Consider the following 16,840-nt stretch of genomic DNA (forward strand, 5'->3'; position numbering starts at 1 on the left):
GGCGGGAGGGCGACAATGGCCGCGCATTTCGCAGGTGGTGAATCGGTCGCCCCGCTCGCGCCGCGGCTAGATTACGCCTACGCCAAGGGAAACGGCGTCGTTCTGCTGAGCGCCGAAGCGCCCTGGCGCGTCGGCATGCGCTCCGGCGCGAATTCGCTCGCATTGGTGGAAGTACGTCGCGTCCTCGGCGCGCCGTTCGAAGTGGTCGAACTCGCACCGCCCGCCTTTGATGAAGCGCTGTCCAAAGCCTACGCCGTCAGCTCCGAAGCCGCGCGCTCGATCGCACAATCGTTCGAAGCCGAATCTAGTCTCGATGCGCTCGCCGACAGCGCTGACGCGACGGCCGATCTGCTCGACAGCCAAGACGACGCGCCCGTAATCCGGCTGATCAACGGCCTGATCGCCGAAGCCATCAGCCAAGGCGCGTCGGATATTCACATCGAGCCCTACGAAAATACGGTCGTCGTGCGACTGCGCATCGACGGCGCGTTGCGCGAAGTGCTGCAAGCGCCGTCACGTCTGCGCGCGCGCCTTGTGTCCCGCATCAAAGTCATGGCGCGCCTCGACATCGCCGAAAAGCGCCTGCCGCAGGATGGCCGCATCTCGTTGACGCTGGGTGGCCGTGGCGTCGATGTCCGCGTCTCGACGCTGCCGTCGCGCTATGGCGAGCGTGTGGTCATGCGCTTGCTCGATAAGGATCAAGGTCTCCGGAGCCTCGACGCGCTCGGCATGAGCCATGAATTGCTCGATCGCTTCAAAGCGTCGCTCCGTACGCCGAACGGTATCGTCCTTGTCACCGGCCCGACCGGCTCCGGCAAAACGACGACGCTCTACGCCGCGCTCAATCTGCTCAACGACCAAACCCGCAATATCCTCACCGTCGAAGATCCAATCGAATACGCGATCGACGGCGTCGGCCAAACGCAAGTCAACGCCAAGGTTGGCATGACGTTCGCCGCCGGTTTGCGCGCGATCCTGCGCCAAGACCCGGACGTGGTGATGGTGGGCGAAATCCGCGATGCCGAAACGGCGCAGATCGCCGTGCAAGCCAGTCTCACCGGCCATCTGGTGTTCTCGACCGTCCACACCAATGACGCGGTCGCGGCGATCACGCGCCTGAAGGACATGGGCGTCGAGCCGTATCTTTTGGCCTCGACGCTCCGCGCCATTGTCGCGCAACGCCTCGTGCGTCGGCTTTGCAACGTCTGCAAAAAGCCCGCCGTAATCGGCGCGCAAGAGCGGGAGATGCTTCGCTGCGTCGGCGCTGAAGACACGATTGTCTATGAGGGCGTCGGCTGCCCACAATGCCGCGGCTCCGGCTATGTCGGCCGTATCGGTCTCTACGAATTCGTTGCGGTTGATGACGAAATTCGCCGTCTCATCCATGTGGGCGCCAATGAGCAGGAGATGGGCGCATACGCGTTCCGCGCCGCCGATCCGCTGATGAAGAGCGGCCTCAAATGCGTCGCGGCGGGGATCACTTCGCTCAGCGACGTCCTGCGCGCGGCGAGCGCGGCTTAGCGCGATGCCGCATTTTCAATACCTCGCGGTGGACGCCGACGGCCAGCGCAAAAGCGGCGGTGTGGATGCAGCTAACGAAGCGGCAGCGCGCGCGCTACTGGTTCGCCGCCGTTTGCTGCCGGTGCAAATCGACTTGGCCGAGACGGGCAAACCGCGCGCCCGCGAGTCCGGCCCGATCGCGCCGGCGCGCGGCGTCAAACTCAATCAAAAAACACTGATGCTGGTCACGCGCCAGCTCTCCACGCTGATCAACGCCGCCGTCCCGGTGGACGAAGCGCTGGCGATGATCGCCGTGCAGCAAGAGCAGCCCGCCGCGCGCCGCATCATCAGCGATGTGCAAGCTGGTGTTCTTGAAGGCCAACGCCTTGCGGACGCCCTCGGCCGCCATCCTGCGACCTTCTCGACGCTGTATCGGTCCGCCGTCGCCGGCGGCGAACGCGCTGGCCGTCTCGATTTCGTGCTCAATCGGTTGGCGGATTATCTCGCGCGCGCACACGCGATGCGCTCGAAAGTCACGACGGCGATGATCTACCCGGCCGCGCTCAGCCTGGTCGCGCTCACCGTCGTCATCTGCCTGATGATCTTCGTGGTGCCGAGCCTCACCGAGCAATTCGAGCGCTTCGACCAGCAATTACCTCTGCTGACGCAAATCCTGATCGGCGTCTCCGGCTTCCTGGTGAATTTCTGGCCGCTGATCTTGCTCGCCTTGATCGGTGGCGGTCTCTTCCTGCGTGTGCTGCTGCGGCGTGAACATGTCCGCTACGCGCTCGACGCCTTTATCCTGCGCGCGCCACTGATCGGGCGCTGGGCCACGATCGTCACCGCCAGCCGCTTCGTACGCGGCGTCTCCACTTTGGTCGCCGCCGGCATGCCCGTGCTGGAGAGTGTCCGCGCCGCGCGCGAATCCGTCGGCAACCGCCACGCCGCCAAGGCGGTGGACGCGATGGCCGCGCGCATCGAGGAGGGCGAGCCGCTCAGCCAAGCCATGCGCCGCTCCGGCGTCATTCCGCCCATGGTCGCCTATATGACGCAAAGCGGCGAGAACGCGGGTGAGCTGCCCGCCATGCTCGATAAAGCCGCCGACTATCTCGATCAGGAATTCGAGAGCTTCACCGCGTCCGCGCTCAGCCTGCTTGAGCCTGCGATCATCGTCTTCATGGGCATCGTCGTCGCCTCGATCGTGCTGGCGATCATGCTGCCCATTCTGCAACTCAACCGCTTGGCCACAGGATAAGCATATGGCGTCCAATTTCTTTCAGCGCTGCCTACGCCGCCTGCGCGAAGGCAAACGCTTGCGCAGAGACGCCGGCGTCACCCTGGTCGAGATGATGGTGGTGATCGTCATCATCGGCCTTGTCACCGCGATCGTCGTGATCAACGTGCTGCCGAGCCAAGACACCGCGCGCATCGAAAAGGCTCGCGCCGATCTCCGCGTCATCGAACAGGCGCTTGAACTCTATCGCCTCGATAATTCGCGCTACCCCGCCATGGATGTCGGTATCGAAGGCCTTACCCAAACCACCGACGCGACCGGCGCGGCGCGTGAAGCCTATATCCGCCGCCTGCCGGACGATCCATGGGGCCGGCCTTACCAATACGTGATCCCCGGCGAACACGGCCCGTTCGATCTCTACACGCTCGGCGCTGACGGCCAGGAAGGGGGCGAGGGTATCGATGCGGACATCGGCAACTGGCAATAAACGCCTGCCGCGTGATGCGGGCTTCAGCCTCGTCGAGGCGATGACGGCGATGATGATCGTCGGCCTGATGGCTGGCGCTGTGCTGTTGCTCGCGCCGGGCGCCGACAACAAGACTCGCACCGAGGCCGAACGCATGGCGGCGCGTATCGCGGCCGCCAGTGAAGAGAGCATCTTGGTGAACCGCCCGATGTCGCTCGTCGCCACACACGAAGGCTATGGCTTCGAGCGGCTTGAGCCCGCTGGCTGGGCTTCTACCGCGCCAAACTCGCCGCTCGGCTTCCGCGTCTGGCCGGACGATCTGCAAATCCGCGTCGAACAATCCAGCGCCGGTGCAGACGATCCGCGCATCGTGCGGTTCGACACCTTGGGCGGCGCGACGCCAGCGGCGATTGTCCTCGACGGCGGCGGCGCGCGCTGGCGCGTCATTGTGGACGGTCAAGGAGGGGCACATGTCGCGCGCGCCGAGTGATCTTGGCTTCTCATTGATCGAAGCGCTGGTGGCGCTGGCCGTGTTCGCGATGGCGGGCGTGGGCCTGGTGCAGCTGCAGACGCATTCGCTGCAAACCCTGTCACAAGTCGAAACCCGCGCTTTGGCGGACATCGTCGCGCAAAACGCACTGGTCGAACTCGTCGCCGGCGCCGTCCCGCCGGCGCCGGGGCAACGGGCCGAGGCCCAAACCTTCGCCGGCCGCGATTGGCAGATCGTCACGCAGGTTACGCCGGCTGGCGACATGCTGCGCGTCAGCGTCGCCGTCAGCAGCGCGTCCGACGCCACACCCGCCGCCCGAGCCCACGCCTTCGTCGCGGCGGGCGCGTCATGACCAAACGCGCACCCCGCGACGGCGGCTTCACGCTTGTGGAAGCGCTCGTCTCGCTCTTCGTGTTCAGCCTGATCGCCAGCGGCTGCGTGCTGATGCTGATGCAGAGTGTCGATAGCCAGCGCCGTGTCGGCGAAGCGCACGAGGCTCTGCGCGAAGTGCAGACCGCGCGGGCCTTGCTCGCCGCCGATATGGCCCAGCTCGTCATGCGCGACGTGCGTGAAGCGAATGGTCAGCGCCGCGCCGCATTCATCGGCGGCGACGTCGACGCGCCGCTCAGCTTTGTACGCGCAACAGCTGAGCCGGACGAAACCCGTGGCGTCGTGACCGCGCTCGCGCTGGTCGAGTATCGGATCGTCGATGGTCAAGTGCGGCGCGCCAATCGCGCCAATCTGGAAACGGTTGGCGATGCGCCGATGAGTGAGCGTATCCTTTTCGCCGAAGCCTCCAATGCGCGCTTCGAATTCTTCGACGGCGCGCAATGGACCCCGCAATGGCTCATCGGTTCGGGCGGCGGCGCAGCGCCGCGCGCCGTGGCCCTGATCGTCGATCTGCCGCGTTACGGCGAAGTGCGCATCGAAGCGTTCGTGGGGCTTGGCGCATGAGCCAAAAACCTCCCAAGGATCGCGGCGCAGCACTGATCACCGTGCTGACGATGGTCTCGATCATGTCGGCGCTGGCCATCGTCGCGGTCGATGCGGCCAGCACCAGTATCCGCCGCACCGCCAATCAGACCGGTATGGAGCAGACGCGTTGGTATCTGATGGGCGCCGAGGCTTACGCCCGGTCCAAGCTCGGCGAACTGGCCGAGCGCGCCGAAACCACCCGCGTCGATCAATCCGAATGGCAGGGCCGCACCTTCTCGTTCCCGCTCGATGATGGGCTCATGCAGGTCACGCTGCGCGACGGCGGCAATTGCTTCAATCTGAATAGTCTCGTGCAGCAGGACGAAACCGAATCCGGCGCAGCCAATGCCGGCGCCGTCATGCAATTCGCCCGCTTGCTTGATCTCGTCGGCGTCCGCTCCGATCGCGTTGCGCTTGGCGCTGCGCTGGCCGATTGGATCGATCGCGACACGCTGCCGTCGCCCGGCGGACTGGAAGACGGCGTCTACGCCAACGGCGCGCCCTATCTTCCCGCCAATACGCTCTTGGCCGATTTCGGTGAACTTCGCCGCGTGCTGGGTTTCAATGACGACATCATCACGCAGATCGCGCGCTACACCTGCGTCCGCCCCACCAGCGCGCCCAATCTGCTGAACCCCAACACGCTTCTGTCTGACCAAGCGCCGCTACTGGCCACGATCATCCCGGACATTAGCGTGGACGATGCTCGCGCCATCATCCGCGACCGGCCGCGCGGCGGCTGGGAAGATCTGGATGCATTTTTTGCACATCCCCGGCTTGTCGGGCTCGAGATGAACGAATACCGCCGGGCGAGCTTTACGATGGAAACGAGCTATTACGTCATGCAGGCCCGCGTCGAACGGGAAGGGGGCAGCGAGTCGGAAGCGGCGCTGATCCATGTCCGAGGCGAGTCCGGCGCCGTCGTGCGGCGCTTGTTCGGCGTAGGTGACGCGGAGCATCCGCTTTGAGCGAGTTCCTCGTCCTCATTGCTGGCGACAATCCGGCCGCGCAGATCGTTTGGGCGCGTATAAGCGCTGACGGCAGGGTCGTGGCGCAAGGTGCTGCGCATCAAACGCCGCCGCCGGCCATGCCGCCGCAACGCACGATCTTGGTTTTGCCTGGCGCCGAAGCGCGCCTGAAGCGGCTAGAGCTGCCGGCGCGGACCGAAGCGCAAGCGCGCGCGGGTGCGCCGTTCCTGTTTGAAGGCGTGCTCGCCGACGATCAGGACACGCACTTCGCTGTCGGCGACGCGCAGGACGCTGCCGGCCTACGTCTGGTCGCGGCGATCTCGTCGCAGCGGCTGCAGGCCTGGCTGGAGCGCTGCCGAACCCTGGGCGCCGATCCGCATCTCGTTGTGCTCGATTGCGCCATCTGGCCCGTCGCGCCCGACGAAGTCGTTATCGCTTCGTTTCCCAATCGCGTGATCGTCGCCGCCGGCGCCGCTGGCGGTTTCTCGATCGAACCCGCATTCGCTCCGCCCGTGTTTGCGCAATGGCTCCGCGACACCGCCATCGCACCCACGCGCGTGACCTTGTTTGGCGGCGATGAAACGACGTGGCGCGCAGCACTCGGCCAATACGCGAATGCGCTCGACGTGGGCGCTGGAGTCGATCCGGTGCTGATGCTTGCCAAGGGCGCGGTGGAGGCGGCGTCGACAATTCCAAATTTGCGCCAGGGCGAGTTCGCCGTCGCCTCGCGCCGCGCGGCTCCCCTAAAACTCTGGCGCTTTGCGGCGCTTCTCGCCGCCGCCGCCTTGCTGCTGCAAATTGGCTCGCAGGCCATTTCCGGCATCCGTGATCAACAAGCCGCCGCGCAAATCATGCAAATGGCCGAACGCGACTTCCGCGAGGCCAATCCGAATACGCGCGTCGTAAATCTTCGTGCGCAAGTCGCTGCGCTCACCAACCAGATGGAGCAATCCGCGCATCATCCGGTGCTCGCGGTGTCCGAGCCCATCGTCGCCGCGTTGCGCCGGCAACCACTCGTTCGTATCGATGATGTGCGCCATCAAGCGCCTGGTCGTAGCGTGCGCGTGCAATTGTCCGGGCCGGACGCCGCCTCGCTCGAAGCCGTTGCGGCGACCTTGCGCGGCAACGGCCTCACGCTCGACTCGCATGATCTGCCGCTGCGCGACGGTCGTTTCGTCCTGGAACTGGTCGTGGAGGCGCCGCAATGACGCAGCTCGCGGCTTGGTGGCGCGCCCGCACGTCGCGCGAACGTCTCTTAGTGCAGATCGCGGCGGTGCTGGTGTTCGCGATTCTGGCACCCGGCTGGGCTTACATGACCGCCGCCAAATTCCGGCAAGATTCCGCCGCCGATCTCGTCAACGCGCGCCAAGTCAGCGCGCAAGTCTCGCAGCTTGCCGAGACGCTGCGCGCCCAAGGCGGCGGCGCGCAAGGCTCGATACGCGAACGCGCACTCGCGGCAGCGCAAGCCGTCAGCCTCACGCCAGCGCGCTTGGAGGACGCTGGCGCCGGGCGTTTGCGCATCGTGTTTGAAGCCGCGGACTCCGTGGCGATCTATCGCTGGATCGAAGCGGCGGGCCGCCGCGGCGCCGCGGTGGCGCGCACCACCATCACCCGCGTTGGCGCCAGCGATCAGGTCAACGCCGAATTCGAATTGGTCGAAGGTCCATGAGAATTCGCATCTGGCATGTCGTGGTCTTCCTCGTGCTGCTGATCGGCTTTGCGCTGGCGAGCGCGCCGGCGGCGTTCGTCGCCTCATTCGCACCGCCCGAATTCACCTACGCCCGCGCGCAAGGCAGTGTATGGAATGGGCGTCTGGAAGGCGTGCGCACACGCGGCTTGCAGATCACCACGCTCAGTTGGCGTATCTCGCCATTCGATCTGCTGCAGGGCAGGGTGATTGCGCCGCTCCAACTCACCGGCGATGTCGAAGGCGATATGCGCCTGCTCGCCAACATGGAAGACCGACGCTTGATGTCGGACCATTTGCGCATCAACGGCCTGCCGCTCGACAATGTGGTGCTCGCTGGCACGACCGAGATCGAAGCGCTCGACATCTTCTTCGTCGGCGGCGCCTGCCGCCAAGCGACCGGGACCATTCGCTCCTACGTGCTGCAGCAATCCAGCCAAGCGCTTCGCATCAACGGCCCGCCGCTCGCCGGCGAAGCGCGCTGCGACGGCGAGGACGCGCTGATTACGCTGGTCGGTCAGAATCCAGGCGCCGATCAGGTGAATATCGTCATGCGGTTGCGCGGCGATGGTGGCGGCGAATGGCGTTTTGCTATCCTGAGCGCCAGCCCCGAAGTACAAGCCGCCCTGGCGGTCGCGGGGTTTCAGCCCGATGCAGGCACGGGCCAATTGGTACGGAATGAGGAACTGAGATGGTTTCCAAATTGAAGCTCGCGCGCGGAATCGCGTTTGCACTTGCCGCCATCGCGCTCACCGCATGCGCCAGCGGCGGCGGCAATGGCCGCGCCCCGCGTGGACCTGCCGATGAGATCCGTTTCGACGTGCTGCAGCCGCAGCAGCTCAATCCCGGCCAATGCAGTCTTTCGCTCTGGGCCGCCGGCGATCAACAACCGCGCTTCATCATGGCTGCCTATGACAATCCGGCGCAGCTGGTGGTGCGCCCCAATGGCCGCGACAGAATCCTGCCGCGCACAGAATTCGGCGGTCAACGCGTCAGCGGCATTTTCGAAGAGCAAACCTTCTCCGATGGGCGCCTCACGCTTAGCCTCGACGTCACGTTCGATGACGCCCGTCCGATGCGTGATGGCGCTATTGTTCGCCGCGCGATTGTCCGCGTGCGCGATGACAATGGCTGGGAGACAGTGATTCCCGTCGGCGGTCTGGCGGCATGCGCGCCGCGCTAGGCATAAGCCTGCGCCAGCCACACCACGAAAATGCCGACGCATAGGAACGGCCCGAAGGCGAGGGCGTCCCGTGCGTGCAACGTGCGTCCGCGGAGGCGCTGGATCGCCACGAAAATGATGCCCACAGCCGAGCCGAGCAACGCCACAAACGGCAGCCCCACCCAGCCGAGCCAGGCGCCAGCGCCTGCCAACAATTTCGCGTCGCCCATGCCTATGCCGTCGCCGCCGCGCAGCGCGCGGTAAACGGCGTTCAACGCATAGATCGCCGCATAGCCCGCAACCGCGCCGACCAACGCGTCTACGATCGTGCGGTGCAATATCCAATTGACCGCCAAACCGGACACAACCAGTGCGGCGTTAAGCACATCCGGAATACGCATCGTACGCAGATCAATGATCGTCACCAGCGTCAAGAGCGCCGCCAAAAGCGTTGTGGCGAAGTGAACGAGCGTCATGTCGCGCGACCATGGAACCGAACCGGCGCGCGAGGCAACGCATTGCACTGAACGAATGAAGCGAGATTCCTTGAATCTTTCGTCGAAGCGCGGTTCTTGAGCATTGGACGATCCATGACGAGGCCATCGCCCTAGAATGCAATCAGCTAATTATGTCAGTCGGTGGGGGCAAATGTCGCGCGGCGAGCGCGAATGGCGTGTCGAACCTGACGCCTTGGTGACGCGCGGCGCATCAGGTCACGAGCGGCGCTACCCTTGGCGCAACATCGTCAGCGTGCGCCTCTGCCATGAGCCCACGCGCGCCAAACCGTGGCGGTACGTGTTTGAGCTTCAGCCCAAACATGAGCGCAAGATCGAGATCGACAACGGCCACTTTCTCGGCGGGGGCAAATTTGAGGATCGCTCCGCGACCTACACGCCTTTCGTCCGAGCCGCGCTGGCCCAGCTGGCTGTGGAAAACCCCAAGGTCCAAGCGCTGATCGGCGAGACGCCGAAGCGCTATTTTTTCCTTCTCCTGCTGGCTCTGATTGGCCTGTGCATGCTGGCGTTCGCCTTGGTGGCGGTGCGGACCCCCCTCGACGCGCTGCCCTTCGCCAATCTCGTGAAACTGGGCGTAATTCTACTGATGCTGCCGCTGTTTTGGGGGTGGGTGATCCGCGCCATGCCCCGAGGCGTGCCGCTAGACGCCATTCCAGAGCGCGCGCTCCCGCCGTCCTCCTAGGAATCCGGCGCCAAATCCCGCCCTTGGCGCTTGCCCTCCCGCCCGACCGCGCGTAATGAACCGCGCTCCTGAACGGGCTTTGCCCGGGATCGGAAGCCGCCTTAGCTCAGCCGGTAGAGCGGCGCATTCGTAATGCGTAGGTCAGGTGTTCGAGTCACCTAGGCGGCACCATCCCCTCTTTTTCGAGCAAATTTGCAGAGCGTCTCAGGGCGTCGCAAATCGTCTCGAACTCCTTGAACCACAAAGATTTTTGCGCCTCTGCGGTGTGCTTGCGCCCGTGGCGTCCCGAAGCGGGGCGTCTCATTGATTTTCAACGCCATGTTGGGAAATCGTTGGGAAGAAAAACGCCGGATTTGGATTTCCCAACACGGAGTCATTTTCTCAACGCGAGCCGAGATTTTCCCCGTGCCGAGCCCCGATCATTCGATTCCCACCTTGTGACCCGTACAGAGTCGCAAGCGAAGGAGGGGATCGGCGCTTTCCCAACACCTCCAGATTCACTGGTTCGCCGATGAAACTGTCCGATCTCAAATGCCGAAAGGCCAAAGCTGGAGAGAAGCTCATAAAGTTGAGCGACGGCGATGGGCTCTTTCTGCACGTCTATCCGAACGGCAAGAAGCTCTGGCGCATGAGTTATCGCCACGCCGGCAAACAGCGCGACATGCCGTTTGGCCCGTACCCGCTGGTGAGCCTGCTTGAGGCCCGAGAAAAACGCTACGCGGCGCGCAAGCTGCTGCTTGAGGGGAAAGACCCTGCGGCCGAGAAGAGGGCGGAAGAAGTCGCGGCGGCGCAACGTGAAGAAACCACCTTCGCCGCTTACGCCGACATCTATCTCGACCGGCTCGCCAAAGCGGGGCGATCGGAACCCACGCTCAAGAAGTCGAGATGGATCGTCGAGGTCCTGGCAAAGGACCTTCGGTCTCAGCAGCTCACTGATATTACGCCTCGCGATGTTCTGCGTGTGCTCCGGGTCGTGGAGGCCAAGGGCAACCGCGAAACCGCCCGTCGCATGCGCGGGGTGCTGTCCTCCGTCTTTCGCCTCGCGGTCATTGAAGATGTGATCCAGGTTGATCCATCGGCCCCGCTTAAGGGCGCGCTTTTGCCCCCCGAAACACGGCACCAATCGGCGGTTACCAATCCCGAAGCGTTCGGCGCACTATTGCGGGCGATCGACGGCTATGAGGGCCACCGAACCATCAAGCTTGCGCTCCAATTGCTGGCGTTGACGTTTCCGCGTCCCGGCGAGCTTCGTCAGTCGGAATGGCCGGAGGTGGACACCAAGGCGGCGCTTTGGATCATCCCGGCGCATCGCACCAAGATGCGGCGCGAGCATCGCATTCCCCTCTCGCGCCAGGCGGTCGAGAAGTTTGAGGCGCTTCGCGAGATCACTGGGGGAGGTCGGCTGTGCTTTCCCTCAATCCGGTCACTCGATAATCCTTTGAGCGACGGCGCCCTAAATGCGGCGTTGCGGGCGATGGGCATCGATGGCAGCGTACATGTCGCGCATGGATTTCGCAGTTCAGCGTCCTCGCTGCTCAACGAACATTCCGCCTTCTCATCCGAAGCAATTGAACGCGCGCTCGCTCACGGTGAGCCCGATAAGGTCCGCCGGGCGTATAATCGCTCTCAGTACTGGGACGAGCGCGTCACGATGATGCAATGGTGGGCGGACTACCTAGACCGCTTAAAGGCTCGGCGAATGCCGATTCAGGAGCCGGTCGGAGCGCAGCCCGACTTGTTCGGCTAAAGCGAGCCATCGCGGCGACAGACGTAGAGATGTCGACCACCGGCACGGCTGCACGGAATTGGCTGTGGCCCGTTCGCGCCGGACGGCTGCCGTTCGCAACAATTTGTCCAGCAGACTACGATTGGCCCATTTCCGACATTCACCTTGTTCACTATAGTCGGCGCGAGCGCGGGGATAGTTGCGTGTTGAAGGCCACTGTTTCACTTCTGTTTTGCCTTGTGGCCTTCTGGTCCGTGCCGAGAGCAGCGTTCGCAGATGACACCGTCGGTTGGACGCTTCGTAGTCCAAGCGAAGGTGCACCGCCCTGTCGAGCCGTCATGTCCGGGCCCGAGATAAACGTCTACTTGGTGCGAACGAACGATGATCACATTGGGCTAATGGTTGGAAATTCGCCTGAAAGTCTCTCTGGAAGCTCCGTTCCCTTGACGCTTTCGATCGACGGAACCGAACCGATTTCGTTGACGGGTTATCCCGTCGGTCCGCTCGTGTTGATGCGCATCGACGATCCTGAGCTGGAACGGCGAGTCATGGAGGCTTCAACGCTTCGATGGGCGTTTGCTTGGGGCACATACACCGCGCGAGTAGACGGGCTTGGAGAAGCCTTCGACTCCATTGGTGTTTGTCCGGGCTGATCAAACGTCTGAATTCGGCGACGGCGTGCCGGATTGACGGGTAGGGCGGGAACGGCTGGTTTGTGGCGCGCCGGTCATTCGAGAAAAATCGCCACAGGCGCGGGCCGTGGCCCAATCCGGTCATTGCTTTGCGGGTACGATACCTGCGCACTCCCAAGCGCCGTTGGCGTTCAGCGTGAAGTCCACGTCCCACTCTGTGTTGACGGCTGTTGCGAAGTATCGAAAGCGAACTTTGTTCGCGTCGATCAATTTGATGCGGGCAAGGACTTCATCGTGATCGAGGTCGGTGGGAATAGCGCGTGCCGCGTCGTCTATCTCCACTATTTGCGAGAGAACTGACCTCGCAGCATCTAGTTGGTCGGGAGCGACAACGCCATTGGCGGCGTTCATGTAGATGTCGAACTCCAAATCGCCTTCGCCCACCTTTGCACTTGCCTGATCTGACCATCCAAACCGCCGACACAATTCCGGTCGAACCGAGGAAATCGGCGCTAAGTCGAAAAGGCGGAGGTAATAAGACGCGTCGTGCGCGCCGAGCCTGAAGGTATTTCTTGGCGTCATCTGCAAACAGTGCCGATTCACCCCAATGGCTGCAATCGGCGATCGTGAGCCGAATTAACGAGTAGGGCGCCAACGGCTTGTTTGGGGTGGGCCTGCCACTCGAAAAATTTCACCGATGGCGCACGACTGGCCCCATGCGGACTTTCCAAGCACCCTGCGTTTGTCTTCTATTCGAGCTGCCGCCATGTTTCCGGTGAGCCCACCCAAAAGGGCTCAAGGGCGATAATGACATCAGGGTCCTGCGAAGAGTCTTCCGCGAACGGTCGCTTCTCAGTGATAAGGACCCGCTGCACCCTGCCGACGATGTAGCCACGTTGGCCGACACTCACTTCCGCTTGGCAAGCGCCGCTAAAGGGCATTGGTCGCACAAGTATCTCGCTCTCGGGACGAAAGGTACCCTGCAAGACCCTTTCTATTCTTGCTCTTCCCACGCGCGGCCTACTGCGCGAGGGAAACGCATCTACGTCTTCGAACACAACTTGCAGGACAATTAAGTCGGCGCGGACGCCGCTGGGGGCTTGTTCGAAGATTATTGTGGGCGGATTTCGAGGCGCAACCCGACAGGCGAACGCGGGCGTGTGAGCGATGGCCATGAATGCAGCCAAGCTTGCAAGGACTCTTAGCATCGCTGGATACTAGCCCATCTCCTGAGAAAAACACGTCCGCTGTCGGCGATCGTGCGCCGATTTGACGGATAGGGTGCGAGCGGCTGCATTGGAGCAGGGCCGCCATTCGGAAAAATTAACGAATGGCGCACCACTGGCCCAACACAGACGGTGGCGATGTTTCATCCGAGCGGTATAGTTTGTTTGTGCACGGTGTCCTTCAAGACGCATTTGACCTCAGAGGCGACGCGAAGAAGCGTGGCGCGGTCGCCGTGTTCCAATTTGATGAACCCGGCAGGATCGCGAGCGGACAGATCGTTCGCATCGGCTCGCGCGAATGGCAGGTCGTAGGTCAAGAGCACGGTCCGCCTGCAACATCCGTCGGTGTTCTGCTTGCGGGTGCGACAGCGGCAGAGCTTCGCTCCTTGATTGGCCAGACCGCGTTGGTGCTTGATGGGTGAGTGTCGTTAATCGGCGAGCGTGAGCCGAATCCGCGGGCGGGGCGCGGCTGACTGGTTCCGAGCGAACTCGCCGTTTGCAAGCGGCTCTAGTCCTCGAACAACTTGGCAAACGCCTCTTTCGCTTTGCGCAATCCCTCGTCGGAGAATGCGACCACCTTCGATTTGGAGACCGGGTTAGAAATCAATCCCTGTTCATGCAGGCGTTCCATGGTCTCCCAGTCGAGTGATTTCCAAGCGTGCGTCACGTCGGTTGGCTTCTCCAGCCAGTGGTTCAGATAGAGCAGCGCCAGGACCGCCTCGTCGATCTTGTCCTTGTTCATGGCGTCCCTTTTAACACCAATCTTCAGGATGGCAGGAATGGAGAGGTCAAGTCAGTCGCGGAAATTGTCGCTACGGCCTAGGCTGGCCCATTGCAGTCGTTGACTGGGCAGATATGCCTGTGCCCCATTTGCTTTCAGCTTGAGTGAGAAGAGACGTGAAGGCACCCGAAATCTGGGGGCGAATGGGCGCTTACGTCCATCAAGATTTCCTCCTGCAGTTCCCCGATCTGATGTCGGGCTTGATAGATTTTCTTTCCGAGGAGCCCCGTGAACAACGAGCCGAGCTTCACCGCTATTGTGACTTCCTGCTGAGGCGCCCGGAAACGATTGCTGCCGCGTGGAATAGCACCGACACGAACCTCCTGCTGAACTCGGTTGGCGCGAAGCAGCTGGTAGAGGACATCCGAGCTTACCTGACGACGGTCTGAATTCGGCGAGAGCGCGCCGAATTGACGGGCAGGGCGCTAGCGGCAGGATTGCGGCGCGCCGGTCATTCGAGAAATACTGCTCAGCGCCGGGCCTTGGCCCGCAGCGGACATTCCGTTGACTCGCCAAAAGACATTTCGATAGCGTCGACCCGGTGGCTTCGGGGGCGCGGCATGGCAGCTTTATTTGGTGACATACGATCGCTGCTTCAGGAAATGACGCCGCAAAACTGGATCACGCTCATAGGTTTCTTTTCGACACCGGCGATAGTTGTTTGGGTCTGGCCTAAGTTGCGCGGTTTCTACGTAGCTGTAGGTAGTACCGTCGCGTGTTGGCTGTTCGGCGCGATTTGGAATGGTGCATCCATCTCTATCATTCTTATCTACACACCTGTCATCGCAGCCGTTTGTGCGCTGCTCTGCGGGGCGGTGCTTTTGGCCCGCAGAGCTTTTCCATTGCGAGCGCCCGCAGAAGAGGGTGGTGCAACTGAGAAGTGACCGCTCCCGGCGACGGCCTGCCTAAGCGCCCGCAACATTACCGGCGACAGGAGTTGAGCGGCCAAGCCACTCCTGAAATATTACGAATGGACAGGCGCTGGCCCAAAGCAGTCAGTCGATTGGGCTAGGCGCGCCCCGCGTCGGCGGCGGCAAAGTGCGCCAATTGCTCGGCGTACGCTTTCTTGAATGCTGGTCGCGCCGTGACGCGGGTGACATAAGACTCTGTCGCCGGACGATTTCCGAGAGAGCGAACTTTCGGAATACGCAGAACGTCTGCCATCAATAGATCCGCCACGGTGAAGCGGTCAGCGGCCAGCCATTCCCGCTCGGTCAGGACGCGCTCGATGTGACTAAGTCGACTCTCCATCCAGTCAGTGAGTCCATTCTCCTTCGCCCCGGTCATGTCCAAGAACCACCACGGCACGGAAACCATTTCTATCGAGTTGAGTGCTGCGATCACCCATTGCGTCGTTTGTGCTTCGCCAACTTGATCAGGCGGCATCAGCTGTACGCTCTTCCGCGCCAAATGCAGTAAGCAAGCGCCGCTTTCGAATATTTCCAAGGCGCCATCTTGAAGGAAGGGAACCTGACCGAAGGGCTGATGCCCCAGATGATTGGTCTCGCGATCGTCGAACGCGACAGTTGCGATCTTGTATTTTAGGTTAGCTTCTTCGCACGCCCATCGCAGGCGAAGATCACGCACAAAGCCACGGGGCCCCTCGGGCACCCAGTCCAAAGTCCAAATGATGAGTTCGCTCATCTTGTTGCCCTGAAACATTTACCTCGCTAACGCAAAACACTTTTTTCCAGGCTGAGTTAGCGGGGATAGATCACGGCAAAGCGGGTGCATGGCGCGCGCGAACTCAACGGGGTTCTAGTTCTTTGACGACCCTCACTTCGATATTCTGTCAGAGACTTGCAATGTCGGCGATCGGCGAGAGCGCGCCGAACTGACAGGTTGGGCACGAGTGACGGGTTTAGAGCGCGCCTGTCATTCTAGAAAAATTGCGATTGGCCTGGCGCTTGCCCTAAGCGGACACCGGCGGCGCGCTCTTTGTTGGACGCGCAAGGTGCCAGAAGGCGACACCCGCGACCGCTCCGAAGGCAACGTCTGCCGCCCGGAATGGCCACCAAGCCAACGCCAATGAATCGATATCAATCCCCCACGCGAAGTAAGGCACGATCATTGCGGCCGAGCCCGCCAGCGCGAAGACGCCAAAATGCCAAACCGAGAGGCGATGTGATATCCACGCAGCTCCAGCGAGCAGCGCTAGAAAAATGGGGGCGTAAACGGTGAGCGCACCAAGAAGGTTGGCGATCACAACTCCTGAAGCATGAACCGCCCAAGACGCATTCCATGAGGCTGAGAAAAGAAACCAATCAAAGGCGATGTGAAGCATTGTGGCGGACAGGACTGCGCCGATCGAACCTACGACGAAATTCGTCGCTGCCGGTCCCCAAGATTGAATAGCCAGAAATGAACCAGCCACCAAGGATACCGTGAACATCGCCAATTCGAGGTATGTGTAACTCGCTCCGTGGTCTCTAATCGCTCCCAAGTGCATGATCCATGTCGCGGCCAGCAGCAGCGCGAACAAGGCTACGCCTATTCTCGAAAGCCTCTTAGATTGCACCATTACTGGGAGGTAGCAGTGCACATGCGGACCGTCAAAGTCTGTTTACGGCGCAGGCGTGCCGGATTGAAGGGCAGGGCGCCAACGGCAGGATTGCGGCGCGCCGGTCATTCGAGAAATATTGCTCAGCGCCGGGGCGTGGCCCAACACAGACGGTGGCGATGTTTCATCCGAGCGGTATAAGTTGTTTGTGCACGGTGTCCTTCAAGACGCATTTGACCTCAGAGGCGACGCGAAGAAGCGTGGCGCGGTCGCCGTCTTCCAATTTGATGAACCCG

General features: G+C 62.3%; 21 protein-coding genes and 1 tRNA gene. 17 read left to right on the forward strand and 5 right to left on the reverse strand.

Translation table 11 applies throughout. The features are described from left to right. Nucleotides 1-15: 15 nt before the first annotated feature. From gspE to VF769_RS13080, 11 genes are read left to right on the forward strand one after another with little or no spacing between them, the layout of a single operon-like run. Nucleotides 16-1,521, forward strand: a complete 1,506-nt coding sequence (gene gspE, locus VF769_RS13030; RefSeq protein ID WP_331008851.1) for a type II secretion system ATPase GspE — start codon at nucleotides 16-18, stop codon at nucleotides 1,519-1,521. Nucleotides 1,522-1,525: 4 nt separating this feature from the next. Then, nucleotides 1,526-2,755: a type II secretion system inner membrane protein GspF gene (gene gspF, locus VF769_RS13035; RefSeq protein ID WP_331008852.1), complete on the forward strand. Its 1,230-nt coding sequence runs from the start codon at nucleotides 1,526-1,528 to the stop codon at nucleotides 2,753-2,755. Between the two features lie 4 nt (nucleotides 2,756-2,759). Next, the gene (gspG, locus tag VF769_RS13040; protein ID WP_331008853.1) at nucleotides 2,760-3,221 is read left to right on the forward strand and encodes a type II secretion system major pseudopilin GspG; all 462 of its coding nucleotides are present in this window, start codon (nucleotides 2,760-2,762) and stop codon (nucleotides 3,219-3,221) included. Beyond that, on the forward strand, nucleotides 3,196-3,690 hold the full coding sequence (locus VF769_RS13045) for a GspH/FimT family pseudopilin (protein WP_331008854.1): 495 nt from the start codon (nucleotides 3,196-3,198) through the stop codon (nucleotides 3,688-3,690). The genes gspG and VF769_RS13045 overlap by 26 nt, the downstream gene beginning before the upstream one ends. Next, complete coding sequence (gene gspI / locus VF769_RS13050) at nucleotides 3,671-4,042, forward strand: type II secretion system minor pseudopilin GspI (protein WP_331008855.1); 372 nt, start codon at nucleotides 3,671-3,673, stop codon at nucleotides 4,040-4,042. The genes VF769_RS13045 and gspI overlap by 20 nt, the downstream gene beginning before the upstream one ends. After that, the gene (gspJ, locus tag VF769_RS13055) at nucleotides 4,039-4,644 is read left to right on the forward strand and encodes a type II secretion system minor pseudopilin GspJ (protein WP_331008856.1); all 606 of its coding nucleotides are present in this window, start codon (nucleotides 4,039-4,041) and stop codon (nucleotides 4,642-4,644) included. Before gspI ends, gspJ begins: the two co-directional genes overlap by 4 nt. Continuing rightward, on the forward strand, nucleotides 4,641-5,633 hold the full coding sequence (gene gspK, locus VF769_RS13060; RefSeq protein WP_331008857.1) for a type II secretion system minor pseudopilin GspK: 993 nt from the start codon (nucleotides 4,641-4,643) through the stop codon (nucleotides 5,631-5,633). The genes gspJ and gspK overlap by 4 nt, the downstream gene beginning before the upstream one ends. After that, on the forward strand, nucleotides 5,630-6,841 hold the full coding sequence (gene gspL / locus VF769_RS13065; protein WP_331008858.1) for a type II secretion system protein GspL: 1,212 nt from the start codon (nucleotides 5,630-5,632) through the stop codon (nucleotides 6,839-6,841). The genes gspK and gspL overlap by 4 nt, the downstream gene beginning before the upstream one ends. Beyond that, the gene (gene gspM / locus VF769_RS13070) at nucleotides 6,838-7,302 is read left to right on the forward strand and encodes a type II secretion system protein GspM (RefSeq protein WP_331008859.1); all 465 of its coding nucleotides are present in this window, start codon (nucleotides 6,838-6,840) and stop codon (nucleotides 7,300-7,302) included. The genes gspL and gspM overlap by 4 nt, the downstream gene beginning before the upstream one ends. Next, on the forward strand, nucleotides 7,299-8,027 hold the full coding sequence (gspN, locus tag VF769_RS13075) for a type II secretion system protein N (RefSeq protein WP_331008860.1): 729 nt from the start codon (nucleotides 7,299-7,301) through the stop codon (nucleotides 8,025-8,027). Before gspM ends, gspN begins: the two co-directional genes overlap by 4 nt. Further along, complete coding sequence (locus VF769_RS13080; protein ID WP_331008861.1) at nucleotides 8,012-8,503, forward strand: hypothetical protein; 492 nt, start codon at nucleotides 8,012-8,014, stop codon at nucleotides 8,501-8,503. Before gspN ends, VF769_RS13080 begins: the two co-directional genes overlap by 16 nt. On the opposite strand, the gene VF769_RS13085 is transcribed toward VF769_RS13080, so the two are convergent. Beyond that, on the reverse strand, nucleotides 8,500-8,958 hold the full coding sequence (locus VF769_RS13085) for an A24 family peptidase (protein ID WP_331008862.1): 459 nt from the start codon (nucleotides 8,956-8,958) through the stop codon (nucleotides 8,500-8,502). The two genes, VF769_RS13080 and VF769_RS13085, sit on opposite strands and share 4 nt — an antisense overlap. Before the next feature lie 172 nt (nucleotides 8,959-9,130). On the opposite strand from VF769_RS13085, the gene VF769_RS13090 reads away from it, so the two are divergent. From VF769_RS13090 to VF769_RS13100, 3 genes are all read left to right on the forward strand, one after another. Beyond that, nucleotides 9,131-9,679 (forward strand): hypothetical protein, encoded by a 549-nt coding sequence (locus tag VF769_RS13090; RefSeq protein ID WP_331008863.1) that lies wholly within the window; start codon nucleotides 9,131-9,133, stop codon nucleotides 9,677-9,679. A gap of 95 nt (nucleotides 9,680-9,774) precedes the next feature. After that, nucleotides 9,775-9,850, forward strand: a tRNA-Thr gene (locus tag VF769_RS13095). Nucleotides 9,851-10,190: 340 nt separating this feature from the next. Next, the gene (locus VF769_RS13100) at nucleotides 10,191-11,426 is read left to right on the forward strand and encodes a tyrosine-type recombinase/integrase (RefSeq protein WP_331008864.1); all 1,236 of its coding nucleotides are present in this window, start codon (nucleotides 10,191-10,193) and stop codon (nucleotides 11,424-11,426) included. 752 nt (nucleotides 11,427-12,178) lie between these two features. On the opposite strand, the gene VF769_RS13105 is transcribed toward VF769_RS13100, so the two are convergent. Further along, on the reverse strand, nucleotides 12,179-12,481 hold the full coding sequence (locus VF769_RS13105; protein ID WP_331008865.1) for a hypothetical protein: 303 nt from the start codon (nucleotides 12,479-12,481) through the stop codon (nucleotides 12,179-12,181). An 886-nt stretch (nucleotides 12,482-13,367) separates the two neighbouring features. Between VF769_RS13105 and VF769_RS13110 the strand changes: the two genes are divergently transcribed. After that, nucleotides 13,368-13,685 (forward strand): hypothetical protein, encoded by a 318-nt coding sequence (locus VF769_RS13110; RefSeq protein WP_331008866.1) that lies wholly within the window; start codon nucleotides 13,368-13,370, stop codon nucleotides 13,683-13,685. Nucleotides 13,686-13,771: 86 nt separating this feature from the next. Here the strand turns inward: VF769_RS13110 and VF769_RS13115 are convergent, their stop codons facing one another. Continuing rightward, entirely contained in the window at nucleotides 13,772-14,005 is a 234-nt protein-coding gene (locus tag VF769_RS13115) for a DUF6429 family protein (protein ID WP_331008867.1), read from the reverse strand. 155 nt (nucleotides 14,006-14,160) lie between these two features. Here VF769_RS13115 and VF769_RS13120 point away from each other — a divergent pair, with 155 nt between their 5' ends. Continuing rightward, the gene (locus VF769_RS13120; RefSeq protein WP_331008868.1) at nucleotides 14,161-14,433 is read left to right on the forward strand and encodes a hypothetical protein; all 273 of its coding nucleotides are present in this window, start codon (nucleotides 14,161-14,163) and stop codon (nucleotides 14,431-14,433) included. 171 nt (nucleotides 14,434-14,604) lie between these two features. Next, nucleotides 14,605-14,928, forward strand: coding sequence for a hypothetical protein (locus VF769_RS13125; RefSeq protein WP_331008869.1), 324 nt, complete (start codon nucleotides 14,605-14,607; stop codon nucleotides 14,926-14,928). 124 nt (nucleotides 14,929-15,052) lie between these two features. Here the strand turns inward: VF769_RS13125 and VF769_RS13130 are convergent, their stop codons facing one another. After that, entirely contained in the window at nucleotides 15,053-15,688 is a 636-nt protein-coding gene (locus tag VF769_RS13130; RefSeq protein WP_331008870.1) for a glutathione S-transferase family protein, read from the reverse strand. A 268-nt stretch (nucleotides 15,689-15,956) separates the two neighbouring features. Next, the gene (locus VF769_RS13135) at nucleotides 15,957-16,526 is read right to left on the reverse strand and encodes a hypothetical protein (protein WP_331008871.1); all 570 of its coding nucleotides are present in this window, start codon (nucleotides 16,524-16,526) and stop codon (nucleotides 15,957-15,959) included. Nucleotides 16,527-16,840: the final 314 nt, after the last annotated feature.

The sequence above is a fragment of the Vitreimonas sp. genome (genome assembly GCF_036392335.1).
GTDB lineage: Bacteria > Pseudomonadota > Alphaproteobacteria > Caulobacterales > Aquidulcibacteraceae > Vitreimonas.

What these genes read in the sequence shown, in the direction of transcription:
- gspE (WP_331008851.1), top strand. Translation starts at nt 16, where the DNA reads ATGGCCGCGCATTTCGCAGGTGGTGAATCGGTCGCCCCGCTCGCGCCG.
- VF769_RS13100 (WP_331008864.1), top strand. Translation starts at nt 10,191, where the DNA reads ATGAAACTGTCCGATCTCAAATGCCGAAAGGCCAAAGCTGGAGAGAAG.
- VF769_RS13125 (WP_331008869.1), top strand. Translation starts at nt 14,605, where the DNA reads ATGGCAGCTTTATTTGGTGACATACGATCGCTGCTTCAGGAAATGACG.
- gspM (WP_331008859.1), top strand. Translation starts at nt 6,838, where the DNA reads ATGACGCAGCTCGCGGCTTGGTGGCGCGCCCGCACGTCGCGCGAACGT.
- gspN (WP_331008860.1), top strand. Translation starts at nt 7,299, where the DNA reads ATGAGAATTCGCATCTGGCATGTCGTGGTCTTCCTCGTGCTGCTGATC.
- VF769_RS13045 (WP_331008854.1), top strand. Translation starts at nt 3,196, where the DNA reads ATGCGGACATCGGCAACTGGCAATAAACGCCTGCCGCGTGATGCGGGC.
- gspI (WP_331008855.1), top strand. Translation starts at nt 3,671, where the DNA reads ATGTCGCGCGCGCCGAGTGATCTTGGCTTCTCATTGATCGAAGCGCTG.
- gspG (WP_331008853.1), top strand. Translation starts at nt 2,760, where the DNA reads ATGGCGTCCAATTTCTTTCAGCGCTGCCTACGCCGCCTGCGCGAAGGC.
- gspJ (WP_331008856.1), top strand. Translation starts at nt 4,039, where the DNA reads ATGACCAAACGCGCACCCCGCGACGGCGGCTTCACGCTTGTGGAAGCG.
- VF769_RS13115 (WP_331008867.1), bottom strand. Translation starts at nt 14,005, where the DNA reads ATGAACAAGGACAAGATCGACGAGGCGGTCCTGGCGCTGCTCTATCTG.
- VF769_RS13090 (WP_331008863.1), top strand. Translation starts at nt 9,131, where the DNA reads ATGTCGCGCGGCGAGCGCGAATGGCGTGTCGAACCTGACGCCTTGGTG.
- VF769_RS13085 (WP_331008862.1), bottom strand. Translation starts at nt 8,958, where the DNA reads ATGACGCTCGTTCACTTCGCCACAACGCTTTTGGCGGCGCTCTTGACG.
- VF769_RS13080 (WP_331008861.1), top strand. Translation starts at nt 8,012, where the DNA reads ATGGTTTCCAAATTGAAGCTCGCGCGCGGAATCGCGTTTGCACTTGCC.
- gspK (WP_331008857.1), top strand. Translation starts at nt 4,641, where the DNA reads ATGAGCCAAAAACCTCCCAAGGATCGCGGCGCAGCACTGATCACCGTG.
- VF769_RS13130 (WP_331008870.1), bottom strand. Translation starts at nt 15,688, where the DNA reads ATGAGCGAACTCATCATTTGGACTTTGGACTGGGTGCCCGAGGGGCCC.
- gspF (WP_331008852.1), top strand. Translation starts at nt 1,526, where the DNA reads ATGCCGCATTTTCAATACCTCGCGGTGGACGCCGACGGCCAGCGCAAA.
- VF769_RS13110 (WP_331008866.1), top strand. Translation starts at nt 13,368, where the DNA reads ATGGCGCACCACTGGCCCAACACAGACGGTGGCGATGTTTCATCCGAG.